Here is an 18,733-nt window from a genome sequence, read left to right as displayed (position 1 = left end):
TACACCAGATCGGAACTTAAAGTTCTTCATCGCGCCAATCATAGAAAGTTGATTTAAGTCGACCGATCAAATGAAGTAATTTACGAAATAGGTGCGGCCATTAAAAATATTGTTCTTTTTAATGGTAGAATCCCTGCGGTTTTTTATCAGGATAAAGCAGGTAGGGTGTTATGTTTCAGATTTTACAAGGTGCCCAAATGTTATTCGTAGCATTTGGTGCACTGGTTTTAGTTCCTCTCTTAACTGGGTTAGACCCAAGTGTCGCGTTATTTGGTGCCGGTATCGGTACTCTTATCTTCCAAGTGATTACTAAGCGAAGCGTTCCCATTTTTCTTGCCTCTTCTTTCGCTTTTATTGCCCCTATTATGTATGGCATTCAAGCATGGGGGGTCGCTAGTACTTTAGGTGGCTTGATGACCGCCGGTGCTGTGTATGTGATATTAGGTGCGGTGATTAAAGTGCGTGGCAGTGGCTTCATCCATAAGTTATTACCACCAGTAGTCGTTGGCCCAGTGATCATGGTTATCGGTCTAGGACTGGCACCTGCGGCAGTGAATATGGCGCTAGGTAAAAGTGGTGATGGTGGTATTCAAATTGTCGCTCATGATTCTGCGTTATGGATTTCTGCCATTTCTTTGATTGTGACCATTATTTTAAGTGTGATGGGGAAGGGCTTCTTTAAGTTAGTGCCTATTCTCGGTGGTATTGTTTCTGGTTATATTGTGAGCTTATTCTTTGGTGTAGTAGATTTTTCACCAGTTGAGCAAGCGGCTTGGTTGGCGGTTCCCAACTTTACCTTCCCTGAATTTAATATCAATGCAGTACTATTTATGATCCCGGTTGCAATTGCGCCAGCGGTTGAGCACGTAGGTGATATTTTAGCGATTTCCAATGTGACAGGGAAAAACTACCTGAAAAAACCTGGATTGCACCGCACTATGGCTGGCGACGGAGTGGCAACGATGGCTGCTGCTATGTTTGGCGCACCACCCAATACAACTTACTCAGAAGTAACTGGAGCGGTAATGCTCACTAAGGCGTTTAACCCTGTGATTATGACATGGGCGGCGGTGACAGCTCTGATATTGGCGTTTGTTGGTAAGTTAGGTGCTGTACTGCAAACCATTCCGGTGCCAGTAATGGGCGGCATTATGATTTTATTATTTGGTTCGATTGCCGTAGTTGGCTTGAATACCTTGATTAAAAACCAAGTTGATTTACATAAGTCTCGTAACCTAGTGATTGTGGCGGTAACGTTAGTCTTTGGTATTGGTGGTATGGCATTCGGTGTTGGTGAATTTAGTCTACAAGGTGTGAGTTTATGCGGTATCGTGGCGATTATTCTTAACCTCGTACTTCCTAAAGATATTGGCGAAAATCATATTGTCGATAATGCACAAATGGAAGATGAATCAGGAGTTAAGTAACTTCGAAGATACGATATTATACCAATTCCAACAAATAACTGATCATATTAGCTTGTTAAAAAACTCGCTAACTTCGTTATAAAATTTGTCTGTAGAACCACTACTAACAGAAATTTTATGCCTTGTTATCAAGCTTTTTCTCTACGCTAATTTAGACCATCTATTTACTGGAACTGGTATTAAAATAGATTGATACAAAAAGTGCGCCCTTGGTAGGCGCACTTTTTTATCTATTACATAACCGTAACTAAGATTCTATGCTTAGAGCAGTAGGAGCTTAAGCCCAACCACCTGGGTTTTTCTTACGGCGAGGGATGATGTGTGGCAAAATTAAACCAAACAATAGACCTAAACCGGCAACGCCACCGCCATACATGAAGTAACGAAGTAGTAAGTCATCTTTTTGAGTATCAATTCTTGCACGTAATGAGCGGACCTCTTCTTGAGAGTCAATAAGTTGCTGGTTTATTTCGCGGTAGTTAGTTTCTAGGTCAGTAATTTGCTTTTTGTTTAACTCTAGAGAGCTGACTAGGCCAGCTTTTTCAGTATCTGCCGTTTCACGAGCTTTACTTAGCTGATCTTTTACCGTGGCTAATTCTTTTTCAAGTTTAGGCATGCGAACTGCCATACTGACATCTTGAGTCACATACTTGCTTTCAACCCAGCCTTTACGACCATTGCTGTCTAAGATTTGCGTAAAGTTAGTTGAATTGTTGCGACCTAGTACTTTAATCACTTCGCCAGCATCAACACTACCAATAATACGGTAGTCATTACTTGGGCCTGAGTGCACATAAGTAAAAAGTTTGTCTGAAATGTAGAAGTCACGTGCGTATGTCATTGGAGCAAAAAAACATGCCAATAATACTAAGCAAAGAAGCTTTTTCACATTTGGTCCCTTTTAATTGATATAAAGCTTTTGATTTGAATAAAGCTTTTTCATTGGTATAAATTTAAAGGAGATGAACAGCAATTGGCCGGTTCATTAGCCTGTTCAAAAACAGGTACCTTTAGTATCCCCATCACTGTGCAGATATAAACGATAAGCCTATCGAATAGTAAGAAGTTTCAGCTTGAGGTGCAACAAAAGAGGGAGCTTTCGCTCCCTCTTTTTACCTTGTCGTAAAAATTATGACATAGCTATGACAGAATGCCTACGATGATAGCTTGATTGCACTATGCGAAGACGCCTTGAATTGCGTAGAAGAACACAATTGAAAGTACCGCACCAGCAGGTAGGGTAATGATCCAAGATGCTACAATATTACGTACAACACCAAGGTTCAATGCAGCGATACCACGAGCAAAGCCAACACCTAATACTGCGCCAACTAAGGTTTGCGTGGTTGAGATTGGCAAGCCTGTACCTGATGCTAATACCACGGTAGTTGCTGTTGCAAGCTGAGCTGCAAAACCACGGCTAGGAGTTAGTTCAGTGATACCAGTACCGACGGTTGCCATTACTTTATGACCCATAGTTGCTAGACCAACGACAATACCAATACCACCCAATGGTAGAATCCACCATGCAATAGTACTTTTTTCGGCTAACTGTCCCATATGCTCAACAGTAGACACGACGGCTGACAGTGGGCCGATAGCATTAGCAACATCGTTTGAACCATGAGCAAATGCCATCGCACACGCAGTGATAACCATTAATACGCTAAAGATGCTCTCAACACCGGCAAAGCTGTGATCTTCTTTTTGGTTGGCAAATTTTCTATTGATATAAATGTAACCACATACCATGACAATGGCAGAAACCAGCGCTGAATACATCCAAGCTTCACTATGAGTTAGGTGTAGACCAATGTGCTTTAAGCCTTTCTTAATGGTAACTAGAGCAATCACCATAGTGGTAATAAACATGTAAACAGGCACAAATCGTTTAGCATTGTGCACTGGGTTTTCAGTGTCGAAAATTAGCCGTTGTGCACTGACAAATATACCATAGGCAAATATACCAGCGATAAAGGGCGTGACAATCCAGCTACCCACGATACCTTGTACTGAATGCCAGTCGACACCTTCTGTACCTACTGAAACACAAGCAAAACCAATGATCGCACCGATGATCGAGTGCGTAGTTGATACCGGCCAGCCCATATATGACGCTAAAAGTAGCCATGTACCCGCTGCAAGTAGTGCCGACATCATACCGTATACTAAAACGTCCGGTTGGGCGGTGTAGTATGAGGTATCAATCACCCCTTTACGAATGGTGTCAGTTACTTCTCCGCCTGCTAGATAAGCACCAGCAAACTCGAAAATCATAGCAATAACAATTGCTTGCTTTACTGTTAGCGCTTTAGAGCCAACAGAAGTACCCATTGCATTGGCAACATCATTTGCACCAATACCAACAGCCATTAGGAAACCAAAGAACGCTGCAACTAAAATTAAAATAGTGCCGTAGTTTGCGAGGATATCCATCGTAATACCTAGTTTTTGAGATAACAATTCGGGTAAGTTTGGCGCAGGGAATCACACCCTGCACTTACCGCATCAGTTATTTTTTACTGTTTTGTTTATTGTAGCTGTGTCGAACGTTAAGAACGAGACAGCATGACTTCCAAGCGAGCACCCACACGTTGTGCTTGATCGGCAATACCACCAACCCATTCAAGGATCTTGTATAGGAATACAATATCGATTGGGTTGTATTTAGATTCAATTGCCATTAACTGCTGACGAAGCTCAATTTGCATTGTGTCAGTGTCATCTTCAATTTCATCTAATTGGTTAATCATTTCAGCAACTAATGTTACTTCACGGCCTTTAAAACCCGTTTCAAGTAGTTCATCTAATTCATGAATAACTTCTTGAGCTTGACTAGCGGCGTCAAGGCAGCGAGAGACATAAGCTAGGAAAGCTTCTTGCATTTGTGTTGGGATTTCCAACTGGCGTCCAATAACGCGACCCGCGATATCTTTAGCAAGGTTAGCAAGCTTGTCTTGTTGAGTGAGGAGTTCAAGCATGTCGGTACGATCTACCGGCATGAAAAGACCACGTGGAAGTTTGAGACGAATCTCACGCTTCAATACGTCAGCTTCACGCTCTAGACGGGAGATGTTTTCACGAATGTTATTCGCTTCTTCCCAGTCGCCTTTGGCGCAAGTTTCAAAGAAAGGGATCAGGTGAGAACAGCATTCGTTCACACATACAACATGTTCTTGCAAAGGCTTAATAGGGGACTTTGCAAATAACCCCATTATTGTATTTACTGGCATGGTTATTCAACCTACAAAAAAATATAACCCATGGGACATTTGGCTTAACTTTAGCTCAAATACTGGACTGTGCTATAAAGTCGCGCATGTTAACTTAATCTGAAAAGCATTAATACTATTTTAGATCATGTTATCTGCAGATCATATTTTTGTGATTGGCATTCAAGTAACCTCAATATGCAGAAATTTACATGTTGAAGTTACTTGGGTATATATTTCTCTCTTGCTCACTATTCAATTCCGCAATATCCTTTCTGGGTAGCTAAGGTCAACAGACCCTAATAATAGGTATCATTATGGAAACCGAGATAGAACTTAAGTTTTTTGTTTCACCTGATTTCTCCGATATATTAAAGCAAAAAATTTCCGAGGCTAAAGTCCTTCAGCATAGCTGCAAAGAACTTGGCAATATTTATTTTGATACCGCCGATTCTTGGTTACGCGACCATGATATCGGTTTACGGATTCGTCAAAGCGATGGTGTGTACGTTCAAACAGTGAAAACTTCTGGTCGAGTGGTAGCAGGATTACATCAGCGCCCAGAATACAATGCTGAACATTCTAGTAATGAGCCAAACCTATTACTTCACCCAGATGATATTTGGCCTGAAGGGCGCGATGTATCAGTATTACAACAGCAAATTGTCCCACTCTTCGCAACTAATTTTGAAAGAGAGCAATGGTTATTGAGTATGCCAGATGGAAGCCAAATAGAAGTGGCTTTCGATCAAGGTGTCGTCGTTGCCGGTGAGCAACAATCGCCGATTTGTGAAGTAGAGTTAGAGCTTAAGTCAGGGCAAACCGAATCTTTGTTTACTTTAGCGCGTCTTTTATCCGACCAAGGTGGCATGCGTTTAGGCAATTTAAGTAAAGCAGCTCGTGGCTATCGTTTGGCACAAAACTATGTATCTGATCCGGTGTTAGATTTCGCTTTAATTGAAACTGATCCTAAATTCAGCGTTGAAGAATGTTTTGTTCAATCACTGGAGCATGGTTTGTCACATTGGCATTATCATGAGCAAATCTACTGCGAGCAACAAACGGTAGAGGCATTAGAACAAATAGATTATGCGATTCACTTTATTCGCCAGTTGTTCGCGGTTTATGGTGGGATCATCCCTCGTCGTGCTAGTGCTTTATTACGTCAAGAATTCAAATGGTTAGAAGAAGAGTTATCTTGGTTAAAAGCTTCTCAATATTTAGAGGACTTAACCGAAGATAAAGGTTACACCTTACGTAAGCTGGATTGTCAAAAGCAACTTGTCGCGGTACTCAATGAACAAAAAGAAGCCTTGCCTAGTTCAGAGTTGATTTTAAAGTTATTTGAATCTGCTCGTTATACTGCAGTGTTGCTAGATTTAAGCCGTTGGATTTTATCGAAAGGCTGGCAGCCATTTTTAGACGACAAAGCGCGTGAAAAAATGGCGCAAGACGTTAAACCTTTTGCGATGAAGCAACTGGATCGCAGTTGGGCTGAGTTAATCGAAGTCTTCCCAGTCGAGCGGGAGTTATCGCGTCAAGACTATATCGACCAACAATCTCGCTTAAGACGTAACTTATTTACTGGATTGGCTTTCGCTTACTTGTTCGATTTAGAACTGAGAACACAATTTCGCTTGCCTTGGGTAGACTTACTGGAAGGTATTGATGATTTATTGACCTTAGAACCATTACAACAGCTATTGCCCGAGCTTGAAGAATCCGATCAAGAACAGTTAGAGCGTTGGATAAGGCGTCAAGAAATGTCGATCTTGCACGCCATGGAGCAAACTCGTGCTCGTTGTATTGAAGCTGCTCCTTATTGGCATCGCTATAATTAAGCGTTGATTTGCCTATAAATAACAAAGGGATCTTTCGATCCCTTTGTTATCTCTATTTGTTTACTATTTATACCCAAGTAACCTCAAGATGCGAGTTTCAGCAAGAATAAAACAAGTTTTAGGCAAGGCAAATTGAATATGATCATAGTCATTCTATCCCTGTTCAATTTAACGCAGCATAAAGCTTGTTTTAACTTGCCCTTCGGGAGCTTCATCCAAGCCCTTAGCCTGTGTCAGATTTACTTGAAAGGTGCTTACATTCCGCATAAATCTTCCTTGTCTAAAGACTTGGATGATAGTTCTGAATTCTGCATCTTGAGGTCACTTGGGTATAAGTGATTGAAGTTATTGATCACGACTCTTCTGTTGTAGCTGTTGCTCTAAATGTTCTATTTTGTCGAGCATAGTTTGTTGCTGAGACAGCAATTGCTGCAGCACATGATTATCTTCCGCTTCGGTTTTTACCGGTAAAGTTAAGATGGATGTGATCAAACCAGAAATCATACCGAATATCCCCACCCCACAGATAATCATTGCGGTGGCTAGCACTTTGCCACCAAAGGTAACAGGATAATAATCCCCATAACCAACGGTAGATATTGTGACTAAACTCCACCATAAGGCATCTCCAGCAGTATGAATGTTGCTATTAATCGCATCACGTTCAAACATCAACATAAAAATAGAACTACTGCAGACTAAAATGATCAATAAAGTGAAGATAGTCGCTAAGGTTGCCTCTTTACGGTTCTGTTTCACTTGCTTAATAAAAGAGGTGCTATATCGGAATAGAGATAACATTCTGACAATATGCCAGATCCGAGCAATACGAAGAATTTCAATGAAAGGAATACTGGCGATGATATCCAGCCAATGGGATTTTAAATAGTCTAATTTGTGTTCCGAGCGGCAGCAATCAATGGTTAGTTGCAGTAAAAAGAGAACACAAATAGCGGTATCTATTCCTAATAAGGTATGGCGAGTTTCTTGGTCGACTAGAAACAGGAGCAAATAAATGACAATGCCAACTGAGATAAACGAAAGCAATAATGACATTAAGCTCATTGGTTTAAAATCGGAGCCATTATGCACCTTAAGCATGGTGTTTCCTTATTAATTGATTTCTAACGTAGAATAAAACAAAGTATCTGCACTTTATCATGCACAAGATAAACGACCAATATAATGGTCTATTAATGAAACAAGGAGTTTCTATGAGTTTGCCTGCTGCGCTACAAGCCCTTTCTGATTCTGCATTCACTACATTGCTTGAGCGTCATTCAAATAGCTTAGAAGATTGGTCACAAGACGAAAAGCAGCAACTCGAAACTGTTTTAGGTCTAAGCGATTTTATTAATGAATCACTGATGAGCGATGAGACGTTACTCGAACAATTGCCTCAACTACTTAAAGTACAAAAACGTGCTGATAGTTATCGCCAAGAGTTGCAACAACGGTTGGAGCAATGTGCCAATGAAATCGAGTTTTTGCATCAACTAAGATTATTCCGCCGTCAAGAGATGGTGATCATTGCTTGGCGTGATTTTTTACAACAATGGCCTCTAGAAACGAGCCTACAACACTTGTCTATGTTGGCGGAGGCAATGATTGTTGAAGCTTATCAATGGCAATACAAAGCATGTTGTGAAGAGTGGGGAACACCATGCAATGCGCAAGGGGAAGCCCAGCCTATGTTGATTATTGGTATGGGAAAACTCGGCGGTGGGGAGTTGAACTTTTCTTCTGATATTGATTTGATTTTTACCTACCCAGAAAATGGCGAGACTCAAGGTAAGCGTCGCACTTTAGATAATGCTCAGTTTTTTACTCGTCTAGGCCAACGAGTGATCAAAGCGCTTGATCAAACCACGTTTGATGGTTTTTGTTATCGAGTCGATATGCGATTACGTCCATTTGGGGAAAGTGGTCCATTGGTGATGAGTTACGCAGCACTAGAAGATTATTACCAAGAACAAGGGCGAGATTGGGAACGTTATGCGATGGTGAAAGCTCGCGTGATGGGATGTGAAATGTATCCTCAATACCAGGAACTTCGTCAGATGCTCAGACCGTTTGTATTCCGCCGTTATATTGATTTTAGTGCGATCCAATCTCTGCGCCGAATGAAGTCGATGATAAGCGCAGAAGTTCGTCGTCGTGGTTTGAGCAATAACATTAAGCTTGGCGCGGGAGGGATTCGTGAAATTGAGTTTATCGTTCAGGTTTTTCAGTTGATTCGTGGTGGGAGAGAGCCTAGCTTACAAGGACGTGGTTTGCTAGAAACCTTAACGGCGATTGATGAGCTTGGTTTGCTTGAGTCACATGAAGTGGCAACCTTAATTGAATCCTATCTATTTCTACGTCGCCTTGAAAATTTATTGCAGGCGATTGGTGATAAACAAACCCAAACCTTGCCTGATGATGAGCTTGATCAGCAGCGGCTAGCCTTTGCTATGTCGACGTCTGACTGGGATCAATTAATGCAAATGACCTTCCAACATATGCAAAATGTTCACCAGATCTTTATTGATCTGATTGGAGAGGAAGAGGAATCAGAGGATTCAGTTGCGCCACACCTTGTTGAAATGTGGGATATGGCCAGTGAAGTCGATGTGTTAGAAACGATCTTACAGCAAGATGTCGGCTCAGAGCATGCCGCGTCTTTAGCCGAAGTGATCGTGCGTTTTAAGCAAGATTTAGCTAAAAAGACGCTTGGCCCACGTGGACGTGAAGTGCTTGTTCGCTTAATGCCTAAAGTCTTTGAAGCCGTTTTAACACATAAAGATGCCCAGTTTGGTTTGGCGAGAGTATTGCATCTACTTAACCGAATAGTTACTCGAACCACCTATCTAGAATTGTTGGAAGAACATCCTGGTGCGTTAAAGCAACTCGTGCGCTTATGTACCGCAAGTCCGATGATTTCGGAAAAGCTAGGCCGTTATCCTATTTTGCTCGATGAGTTAATCGATCCTCAGCAACTGTATAACCCGATTGAGTTGCATCAATATCGTTCTGAATTACGAGATTTTCTAGCGCGCATTCCAGAAGATGATATGGAACAGCAAATGGAAGCGTTGCGTCAATTTAAGCAGATTTGCATTTTGCGAATTGCTGCTGCTGATATAGCGGGAGTGCTTCCTGTGATGAAAGTAAGTGATCACTTAACTTACTTGGCTGAAGCGATTGTTGATGCAGTAGTACAGCAAGCATGGTTGCAATTGACAGAAAAATACGGTGAGCCGAGCCATTTAGCCGATAGAGAAGGACGAGGCTTTGCGGTCATTGGTTATGGCAAAGTTGGCGGCTGGGAGCTGGGTTACAACTCAGATCTTGATGTCGTGTTTTTGCATGACTGCCCAACTAACGTCTATACCACAGGACAAAAAGAAATTGATGGTCGTCAGTTTTACTTAAGGTTAGCGCAACGAATTGTGCATATTTTTTCCGTAAGAACGCCATCGGGAATTTTATATGAAATGGATACCCGCTTACGTCCATCTGGCGCTTCAGGCTTGTTGGCTTGTGCTACAGAAACCTTCGAAGAGTATCAATTACAACAAGCTTGGACTTGGGAACATCAAGCATTGGTACGAGCTAGGATGATTTATGGTGATTCTCTATTAGCAGAAAGCTTTAGCCGAATTAGACATAACGTGCTCACGCAACCGCGAGATAATAATAAATTACGTCAAGAAGTTACCGATATGCGAGAAAAAATGCGTGAGCACTTAAGTGCCAAGAAACCGGGGCGCTTTATGCTTAAGCAAGATAAAGGGGGCATTACCGATATTGAGTTTTTAGTGCAGTATTTAGTGTTACAGCATAGCCACACTTATTCGCCTTTAACGCAATGGTCGGATAATGTGCGTATTTTAGAGAAAGCCTTTGAGCAAGGACTAATGAGTGAGGAGGACAGTCAACAACTGACGGAAGCTTATACTTGCTTGCGTAATGAGACACATCATAGAAACTTGCTAAACTTAGATGCAGATGTTGATGATTCGCTTTTTATTGAGCAAAGAGAGTGTGTGATAGCTCATTGGCAACATTGGTTTGCTCAGCACACTCACTGAAGTAAGCTCAGTGAATGAAATATGCAACTTGAGTTACTTGGGCATATAAGCCTGTGATATTATCGACATAATAAAGTTAATTTTGTCTTAATGGCGGGTAATAGCTAAGACCATTAAGCATGGAGAACAGTATGAAACCTATTTTGCCCGATTATGCCCAATCTGGTGTATTGATCATTGGTGATGTGATGCTAGACCGTTACTGGTATGGCCCAACAGGTCGTATTTCGCCTGAAGCACCTGTACCGGTAGTTAAAATTGAAAATAATGAAGAAAGACCGGGTGGTGCAGCAAACGTTGCAATGAATATCGCGGCATTAGGTGGTAATGCAAAATTAGTTGGTTTAACTGGTGAAGATGAGCCCGCCCAGGTGTTAAATCAAAAGCTATCGTCATTAAATGTTACTTGTGATTTTGTCACAGTACCGAATTTACCGACGATTACTAAGTTACGAGTGATGAGCCGTGGCCAGCAATTGATTCGTTTAGATTTTGAAGATAGCTTTGAAGAGGTTGATTCTCAGCCAATACTTGAGCGTATGGCGCAATATCTACCCCAAGTAAAATCACTGATCTTGTCTGATTATGGTAAAGGTGCATTAGATGATGTGCAAACCATGATTAAACAAGCGAAAGCCGCGAATGTTCCAGTTTTTATTGACCCTAAAGGTGCGGACTTTGAACGTTACCGTGGCGCAACACTATTAACACCAAACTTATCTGAGTTTGAACTGGTAGTCGGCAAAACAAAGAATGAACAAGACTTAGTAGAAAAAGGCTTAGCGCTTATTGAAGAGTTTGATTTCGAAGCGCTTTTGGTGACTCGTAGTGAGCACGGTATGACGCTTCTTCGTCGTGGTGAAGAACCATTCCACCTGCCAACTCAAGCGCAAGAAGTGTTTGATGTGACGGGCGCTGGTGATACGGTTATTTCAGTATTAGCCGCTTCGGTTGCTGCAGGCAAAGATTTAAAAGAAGCTTGTGCATTAGCCAATGCAGCTGCTGGTGTTGTCGTTGGTAAACTTGGCACTTCAACACTATCAACCATTGAATTAGCAGAGGCGATTCATGGTAGTAAAGATACCGATTTTGGTGTGATTAGTGAATCAGCGCTGATTGAAGCTGTGAAACGCGCACGTGCTCGTGGTGAGAAAGTTGTAATGACCAATGGTTGCTTTGATATTTTGCATGCGGGTCATGTGTCATATTTAAATCATGCCGCAGAACTTGGCGATAAGTTAATCGTTGCGGTGAATACCGATGAGTCAGTTAAACGTCTAAAAGGACCTGGTCGTCCGGTCAATCCAACTGACCGTCGTATGGCGGTATTAGCGGGGCTTGGTGCCGTTGATTGGGTTGTACCATTTAGTGAAGATACGCCACAACGCTTAATCTCAGAAGTACTACCAAGTATTCTTGTAAAAGGCGGCGATTATAAGCCGGAAGAGATTGCTGGTGGTGAAGAAGTGATCGCTGATGGTGGTGAAGTGAAAGTATTAAATTTTGAAGATGGTTGCTCAACTTCAGAGATTATTAATGCAATTAAAGGTGGTAAAGGTTAATTTTTTCTACTTTTAGCAACAAATAAGAGATACAAAAACGCCACTTCAACTTGAAGTGGCGTTTTTATTTAAGCGAGAATCAAAAAGCTCTGATTGTTGTCAGATCAGAGTTTATACCAATCGCATTAATTATTTGATCATTTTTGCTTGCTAAAAGCTTCGATAACTGTGTTATAAATTTTGGTTGTAGAGCAACTACTTACTCAAAATTTATGCCTTGTTTTCGAAGCTTTTTTCTACGCAATTTCTGGTCACCTAATTAATTTGATTGGTATTATGATGGACGTTTAAGACCTGCATTGATATCCAGAATATCTTGCTCGCTCAATGTACCTACCGCTTGTTTTAGTTGAAGCACACTGATTACATAGCTGTAACGAGCGTCAGAAAGTTGACGGTTTGCATCATATAGACGACGTGTTGCATCTAGCACATCAACGATAGTACGAGTACCAACTTCATAGCCTGCTTCCGTCGCTTCTAAAGCTGACTTAGCTGAAACCACAGACTGCTCGTAAGCACGGATTGAACCAATCGAAGCATTAATGTTGTTGTAGTATGCACGAACATTTTTCACTACGTTACGGTAAGTCGCTTCTAGTTGCTGACTTGCTGATACGTATTGGTATTGCGCAGTTTTCACGTCGGCGCTAGTTGAGCCACCTTGATACAGTGGAACCACTAAATTCACACCGATGTTGTAATCGTTACTGGTGTAGTTTCTTGATGCTGTGTGGTCATTATGTTCATCAATATCAGAATATTGATAACCACCATCTAATGTCAGTGATGGTGTGTAGCCTGACTGGGCTAAAGATATGTTGCTTTTGGCAATGTCTTGAGCAATACGAGCCGTTAATAGATCTAAGTTTTTCTGTTGAGCTTCATCAACCAATGTATTTTGGTTAGTTTGTGGCACATTGGCAGAGAAACGTTTGGTATCCAATACGCTTAGATCTTTGTGATCTTGTCCGGTGATCTCACGTAGCGCTTCATAGCTATTCGTTACGTTATTTTTTGCCAAGATTTCATCGGCCAATACGCTATCGTATTGCGCTTGCGCATCATGTACGTCAGTGATGGCAGATAGGCCTACTTCAAAACGTTGTTTGGTCTGTTCAAGTTGACGGCCTACCGCTTTCTTTTCCGCTTGGATAAAGGTTAGGTTATCTTGTGCTTGTAATACGTCAAAGTAAGCTTGAGAAACACGCAAGATCATTGCTTGTTGCTCTGCTGCGTATGCTGAATCTTGTTGGCGAGCATTTTGCTCTGCAATATCTAAATTAACCCAGCTGTCACGACGATATAATTCTTGAGAGAAATCCACGCCTGCTGTGAAGGCATTTTGTTCCGTCGGTGAACTTGCTGATAAGCCTGATACAGAGTGAGAGCCGGTGTGGTTATTAATATTACGATTGATATTGTAACCCGCAGTCAAATTAATTTGAGGTAAAAGGTCACCGCGGCTTGATTCGATCGCTTCAAAAGAGGCGTCACGATCAGCTTTTGAACGTAATAATTGAGGATCATTTTCTTTTGCTTGATTATAAATCTCTGCCAGATCATCAGCGTGTGCAAGGTGAACGCCACCTAAAGTCAGGCCAATGATAAGTGGAAGCAGTTTTTTCATGGTTCTTTTCCCGCTTATAAAATTAATAGACAACATGGCTTAGATTGTAACCTAAGTAACTAGAATGTTATGCAAACTTTTACACTATTTTACCACTTACTATCCATTTGGATAATAAATTAAGTGAAAATTAAAAAAAACTCAATGTTTATCAAATAAATTTATAACAACGCTTGTTGATTGATTACTATCGTGATTAGATCACTGAGCCGATAAAAAGGAGTTTCACGATGAACTTTAAACCATTTAAGTCGCTTTTTCAGCCTAGTGACGTTCAAATTGAGAGCAAGGAAACTGTATTTAATGGTTTTTTTAAAGTAGTGAAATACACTTTTACGCACCGTTTATTCGCTGGTGGCTGGAGCCAGCCGGTTGTTCGTGAAATGTTTGAGCGAGGGCATGCTGCTGCTTTACTAGCTTATGATACTAAGCGTGACCAAGTGGTGTTAATCGAGCAAGTTCGAGTTGGTGCACTAGAGCACTCATCACCTTGGCAGCTAGAAATTATTGCTGGTATCAATGATAAGGATGAGCCACTAGAGCAAGTTGTTCGGCGTGAAGCCAAAGAAGAAGCGGGCATTGAAATCGGAGAGATAGAGCATATTAGCCACTATTATCCTTCATCTGGCGGCTGCTCTGAAACTTTAGATGTGTTTATTGGTCAAGTAGATGCCAATTTAGCGTCTGGTGTTCACGGGGTTGATGACGAGGGTGAAGATATTCAAGTGCACGTAATGAGTCGTGAGAAAGCTTATCAGCTGGTCGAATCTGGTGTGATTGAAAATGGTGCCACTATCATTGCTCTACTATGGTTAGAGTTAAATCATCAAAAGCTCAAGCTTCGTTGGAGTGAATAAAAGGCTCCTATAGTCGATGAACTATCTTAATATTTTGATGACTAAAAATATTCTAAAAAAGGTTACTAAGGTTATTAATGCAAAAAGCGTATCATGTTGATCTGGCAGGTTTAATGCGAGTGTATGAAACCAATTATGCCAAAATGAATTCTTTACTGCCGTTTGAGCCTACGGTAGGAGATACGCGTTCGTATCAAGTTTCGCAAATGGCTTATCAATTAGAAGTTAAAGAGATCACCCGTTACACGACATTAGTGGATGTTTGTCAATGTGATGCTCGTCCAGTATTCCCACTGCCACGTATGCAAGTTCGCTTATATCATGATGCCCGAGTTGCGGAAGTGTGTGCTAGTGAGCAGATTTCTCGGGTAGAAGCACGTTATGATTATCCTAATAAAAAAATGATGCAAAAAGATGAAAAGTTCCAAGTAAACCAATTCCTTGGTGAGTGGTTAAGCTTTTGTTTAAGGCACGGAATTAGCCGCGCCCCAATTTATTAATTTCAACCCTTGTATATTTGAGTTAGCAGCCTTGAAAAAAGATTCTTCTAATATGATTGAACCAAACTATATTGAATCAGATCGTGACGATATAACCTTGGTTCAAATTACTGATACCCACCTTTTTGCCGAGGACGAAGGGGAGTTGCTTGGTGTTAATACCTTAAGTAGCTTTTCTGCTGTGGTTGCTGATATTGAAAATCAAGCACTCGATTATGATGCTTTGATTATGACTGGGGATGTATCACAAGATCATACGGACGCTTCTTATGCCAATTTTGAGCAATGTATTGCTCCTTTGAAGAAGCCTTGTTATTGGTTGCCGGGCAATCACGATTACCAGCCAAGCATGAAAAGTGTTTATCCTTCTACCCAAATTCAACAAGATACGCATCTGCTGGTTGGCAAGTATTGGCAAGTTATTTTACTAGATAGCCAAGCAGAAGGAAGTCCACATGGATTTTTGACTGAGCAGCAACTGCAATATCTATCGGATTGCCTATCGGAATACCCTGATCGCTTTAGCCTAGTATTATTACATCACCATCCATTATTGGTTGGTAGCCAGTGGCTTGATCAGCACTGCTTACATAACAGTGATGCGTTCTGGAAAATACTAGAGCCGTTCAATTATGTGAAAGCGGTATTATGCGGTCATGTTCATCAAGATTTCCATCAAGTTCATCAAGGTGTAGAGGTGCTGACGAGTCCATCGACTTGCATCCAATTTAAACCACAATCGAATGATTTCGCTCTTGATAAAGTGGCTCCAGGATGGCGTTCTTTGATTTTAAAGGCCAACGGTCAGCTTGATACTAAAGTGTATCGGTTAGAGGGAGAGGAGTTCTTACCAAACTTTGAAGCGCAAGGATATTAACGATCCCCTTAATATTATTTAACTGTACATAAGTGTACAATGGGACCTCAATCAATAACTGAGGAGTGTATCGTGTCTAAACCTTCAATGTTGCTGTATTTACATGGCTTTAATAGCTCTCCCGGCTCCCATAAAGCCAATGTTATTCGCCAATATTGTCAGCAACATCGCCCTGATATTAAGCTCGAAATCCCACAACTTCCTCATTTTCCTAAACGTGCTGCCGACTACATCGATGCTTTTGTGAGTAACCATCAGCGAGATTATAATATTGGTTTAGTTGGTAGCTCACTAGGTGGTTACTTATCCACTTGGCTTAATGATAAATATGGTTGTCGAGCGGTCGTGGTCAATCCAGCGGTTCGTCCTTATGAGTTACTAGTAAATTTCCTTGGCCAACAAACCAACCCTTACACTCAACAACATTACGTATTAGAACAAAAACATATTTTAGAACTTAAAGCACTTGAAGTAGCAAGCCTTAGAACGCCACAAGATTTTTGGTTGTTACAGCAAGAAGGCGATGAAGTGCTCGATTATCGCCAAGCGGTAGAAAAATATCAGCATAGTCGTTCAACTGTTGAAGTCGGTGGTGATCATAGCTTTGTGGATTTTGAACGCTACCCACAACAAATTATTGAGTTTTTGCAACTATAGTGTGTTTGCCCTTACCGTGTGACACTCGTATCTTGAGGTTGTTTGGGGATAACTATAGAATCCTTTCTTTCTTTGTGTCTAAATTTGGCTTTGTGGCTTAACTTGACATTGTATGTGGGGATACAGAGTATATTTCCAATCAATACCATGTGACATCGTTCGTATGCCAAAATGGCTACCATCTTTTTTGAGAATATCTTTTTATTATGACTGAACAATATAATGCTGGTGCGATTGAGGTCCTAAATGGACTCGAGCCGGTTCGCCGTCGCCCGGGGATGTATACCGATACCGTACGTCCAAACCATCTGGCGCAAGAAGTTATAGATAACAGTGTCGATGAAGCCTTAGCTGGTCATGCATCTAAAGTGCAAGTGACGCTCCATGCTGATCAATCGATCGAAGTGACTGATGATGGTCGAGGCATGCCAGTTGATATCCACCCAGAAGAGAAAATTTCAGGAGTGGAGCTGATTTTCTGTAAATTGCATGCTGGTGGTAAGTTCTCAAATAAAAACTACCAATTCTCAGGCGGTTTACACGGGGTAGGTATCTCTGTAGTGAATGCCTTATCCAAACGGGTAGAAGTGACCATTAAACGTGATGCTCAAGTGTATGAAATCGCATTTGAAAACGGTAATAAAGTCTCTGAACTTGAAGTTACAGGTACTTGTGGTCGTCGTAATACTGGAACCAGTGTTCATTTCTGGCCAGATGCTTCGTATTTTGATTCCGGTAATTTCTCTGTTAGCCGTTTAGTGAATAACTTACGAGCGAAAGCTGTGTTATGCCCAGGTCTTGAAATTGAGTTTATCGATAAAGTGAATGATAAAACTCATAAATGGCTCTATGAAGATGGCCTGAAAGATTACCTAGTCGAAGGGGTGAAAGGCTTCCCTGCGTTGCCTGAAGAGCCTTTCACTGGTGAATTTATTGCGCAAACCGAAGCAGCTAATTGGGCGATTATTTGGTTACCAGAAGGTGGCGATTTAATTACTGAAAGTTACGTTAACCTGATCCCAACGGCTCAAGGTGGTACTCACGTTAATGGTTTACGCCAAGGCTTACTTGATGCCATGCGTGAGTTTTGTGAATTCCGCAACTTGCTGCCACGCGGAGTGAAGTTAACGGGTGATGATATTTTTGATCGCTGTGCGTATGTACTGTCGATCAAGATGCAAGATCCTCAATTTGCTGGTCAAACTAAAGAGCGTTTATCTTCTCGTCAATCGGCGGCTTTTGTTTCTGGTGTAGTCAAAGATGCCTTTAGTTTATGGCTTAATGAAAAACCGCAAATTGCGGAGTTGCTGGCTGAGTCTTGCATTGCTAATGCCCACCGTCGTATGCGTGCCAGTAAAAAAGTGGTTCGTAAAAAAGTGGCTTCAGGTCCAGCACTACCAGGCAAATTAACTGATTGTTCAGTACAAGACTTAAACCGTACCGAACTTTTCTTAGTGGAAGGGGATTCGGCAGGGGGTTCAGCCAAGCAAGCTCGAGATCGTGAATTTCAAGCGATCATGCCGCTGCGTGGTAAAATCTTAAATACTTGGGAAGTGTCTTCAGACCAAGTTCTTGCCTCTGATGAAGTCCATAATATTTCTATAGCATTGGGTATTGACCCTGATACAGACAATCTTGATGGTTTACGCTATGGCAAAATCTGTATTCTTGCCGATGCGGACTCCGATGGTTTGCATATTGCTACATTACTCTGTGCGCTATTTATGCGCCATTTTGAATCTCTCGTTCGTGCTGGCCATGTTTATGTTGCCATGCCTCCTCTGTTCCGTATCGACTGTGGTAAAGAAGTATTCTATGCCTTAGACGAAGCAGAAAAAGATGGCATTTTAGAGCGATTAAGCAATAAAAAAGCCAAAATTAACGTGCAGCGATTTAAAGGTTTGGGTGAGATGAACCCACTACAACTTCGTGAAACAACCATGGATCCTAATACTCGTCGCTTAGTGCAATTAACCGTTGATGACGATGAGCAAACCATGGAGATGATGGATATGCTACTAGGTAAAAAGCGTGCGGAAGACCGTCGTAATTGGCTACAAGCCTACGGTGATCAAGCAGACGTAGAGCTATAAGCCC

General features: G+C 41.5%; 14 protein-coding genes. 9 read left to right on the top strand and 5 right to left on the bottom strand.

The window, feature by feature from the left end; all coding sequences use genetic code 11:
• The first annotated feature begins 170 nt into the window (after positions 1-170).
• Entirely contained in the window at positions 171-1,427 is a 1,257-nt protein-coding gene (locus QQJ93_RS10700; RefSeq protein ID WP_089122233.1) for a uracil-xanthine permease family protein, read from the top strand.
• 277 nt (positions 1,428-1,704) lie between these two features.
• Here the strand turns inward: QQJ93_RS10700 and QQJ93_RS10695 are convergent, their stop codons facing one another.
• The 3 genes from QQJ93_RS10695 to QQJ93_RS10685 all read right to left on the bottom strand — a co-directional run bounded on the left by QQJ93_RS10695 (position 1,705) and on the right by QQJ93_RS10685 (position 4,660).
• Positions 1,705-2,316 carry a TIGR04211 family SH3 domain-containing protein gene (locus QQJ93_RS10695; protein WP_089122234.1) on the bottom strand — a complete coding sequence of 204 codons (612 nt, stop codon included), beginning with the start codon at positions 2,314-2,316 and terminating at the stop codon, positions 1,705-1,707.
• Positions 2,317-2,603: 287 nt separating this feature from the next.
• Positions 2,604-3,863, bottom strand: a complete 1,260-nt coding sequence (locus tag QQJ93_RS10690) for an inorganic phosphate transporter (RefSeq protein WP_089122235.1) — start codon at positions 3,861-3,863, stop codon at positions 2,604-2,606.
• Between the two features lie 116 nt (positions 3,864-3,979).
• A complete protein-coding gene (locus QQJ93_RS10685) occupies positions 3,980-4,660 on the bottom strand; it encodes a TIGR00153 family protein (RefSeq protein WP_089122236.1) in 681 nt (226 codons plus the stop codon).
• A gap of 296 nt (positions 4,661-4,956) precedes the next feature.
• On the opposite strand from QQJ93_RS10685, the gene QQJ93_RS10680 reads away from it, so the two are divergent.
• On the top strand, positions 4,957-6,480 hold the full coding sequence (locus QQJ93_RS10680; RefSeq protein WP_089122237.1) for a CYTH and CHAD domain-containing protein: 1,524 nt from the start codon (positions 4,957-4,959) through the stop codon (positions 6,478-6,480).
• A gap of 345 nt (positions 6,481-6,825) precedes the next feature.
• On the opposite strand, the gene QQJ93_RS10675 is transcribed toward QQJ93_RS10680, so the two are convergent.
• A complete protein-coding gene (locus QQJ93_RS10675; protein WP_284186085.1) occupies positions 6,826-7,581 on the bottom strand; it encodes an ion transporter in 756 nt (251 codons plus the stop codon).
• A 113-nt stretch (positions 7,582-7,694) separates the two neighbouring features.
• Between QQJ93_RS10675 and glnE the strand changes: the two genes are divergently transcribed.
• Complete coding sequence (glnE, locus tag QQJ93_RS10670) at positions 7,695-10,553, top strand: bifunctional [glutamate--ammonia ligase]-adenylyl-L-tyrosine phosphorylase/[glutamate--ammonia-ligase] adenylyltransferase (RefSeq protein ID WP_089122238.1); 2,859 nt, start codon at positions 7,695-7,697, stop codon at positions 10,551-10,553.
• Positions 10,554-10,684: 131 nt separating this feature from the next.
• A complete protein-coding gene (gene hldE, locus QQJ93_RS10665; protein ID WP_089122239.1) occupies positions 10,685-12,115 on the top strand; it encodes a bifunctional D-glycero-beta-D-manno-heptose-7-phosphate kinase/D-glycero-beta-D-manno-heptose 1-phosphate adenylyltransferase HldE in 1,431 nt (476 codons plus the stop codon).
• 274 nt (positions 12,116-12,389) lie between these two features.
• Here hldE and tolC read toward each other — a convergent pair whose 3' ends face one another.
• Positions 12,390-13,745 carry an outer membrane channel protein TolC gene (tolC, locus tag QQJ93_RS10660; RefSeq protein WP_089122240.1) on the bottom strand — a complete coding sequence of 452 codons (1,356 nt, stop codon included), beginning with the start codon at positions 13,743-13,745 and terminating at the stop codon, positions 12,390-12,392.
• 230 nt (positions 13,746-13,975) lie between these two features.
• On the opposite strand from tolC, the gene nudF reads away from it, so the two are divergent.
• The 5 genes from nudF (at position 13,976) to parE (ending at position 18,729) form a co-directional block, all read left to right on the top strand.
• Positions 13,976-14,602 carry an ADP-ribose diphosphatase gene (nudF, locus tag QQJ93_RS10655; RefSeq protein WP_089122241.1) on the top strand — a complete coding sequence of 209 codons (627 nt, stop codon included), beginning with the start codon at positions 13,976-13,978 and terminating at the stop codon, positions 14,600-14,602.
• A 77-nt stretch (positions 14,603-14,679) separates the two neighbouring features.
• Complete coding sequence (locus QQJ93_RS10650) at positions 14,680-15,102, top strand: DUF1249 family protein (protein ID WP_089122242.1); 423 nt, start codon at positions 14,680-14,682, stop codon at positions 15,100-15,102.
• Between the two features lie 52 nt (positions 15,103-15,154).
• A complete protein-coding gene (gene cpdA / locus QQJ93_RS10645; protein ID WP_089122243.1) occupies positions 15,155-15,979 on the top strand; it encodes a 3',5'-cyclic-AMP phosphodiesterase in 825 nt (274 codons plus the stop codon).
• 39 nt (positions 15,980-16,018) lie between these two features.
• Entirely contained in the window at positions 16,019-16,636 is a 618-nt protein-coding gene (gene yqiA, locus QQJ93_RS10640; RefSeq protein ID WP_431313592.1) for an esterase YqiA, read from the top strand.
• 206 nt (positions 16,637-16,842) lie between these two features.
• Complete coding sequence (gene parE, locus QQJ93_RS10635; RefSeq protein WP_089122244.1) at positions 16,843-18,729, top strand: DNA topoisomerase IV subunit B; 1,887 nt, start codon at positions 16,843-16,845, stop codon at positions 18,727-18,729.
• Positions 18,730-18,733 lie beyond the last annotated feature (4 nt).

Source organism: Vibrio algivorus (assembly GCF_030161215.1).
Taxonomy (GTDB): domain Bacteria; phylum Pseudomonadota; class Gammaproteobacteria; order Enterobacterales; family Vibrionaceae; genus Vibrio; species Vibrio algivorus.
The sequence above is the reverse complement of the archived record's forward strand: the minus strand, read 5'-3'. Positions and strand labels throughout refer to the sequence as shown.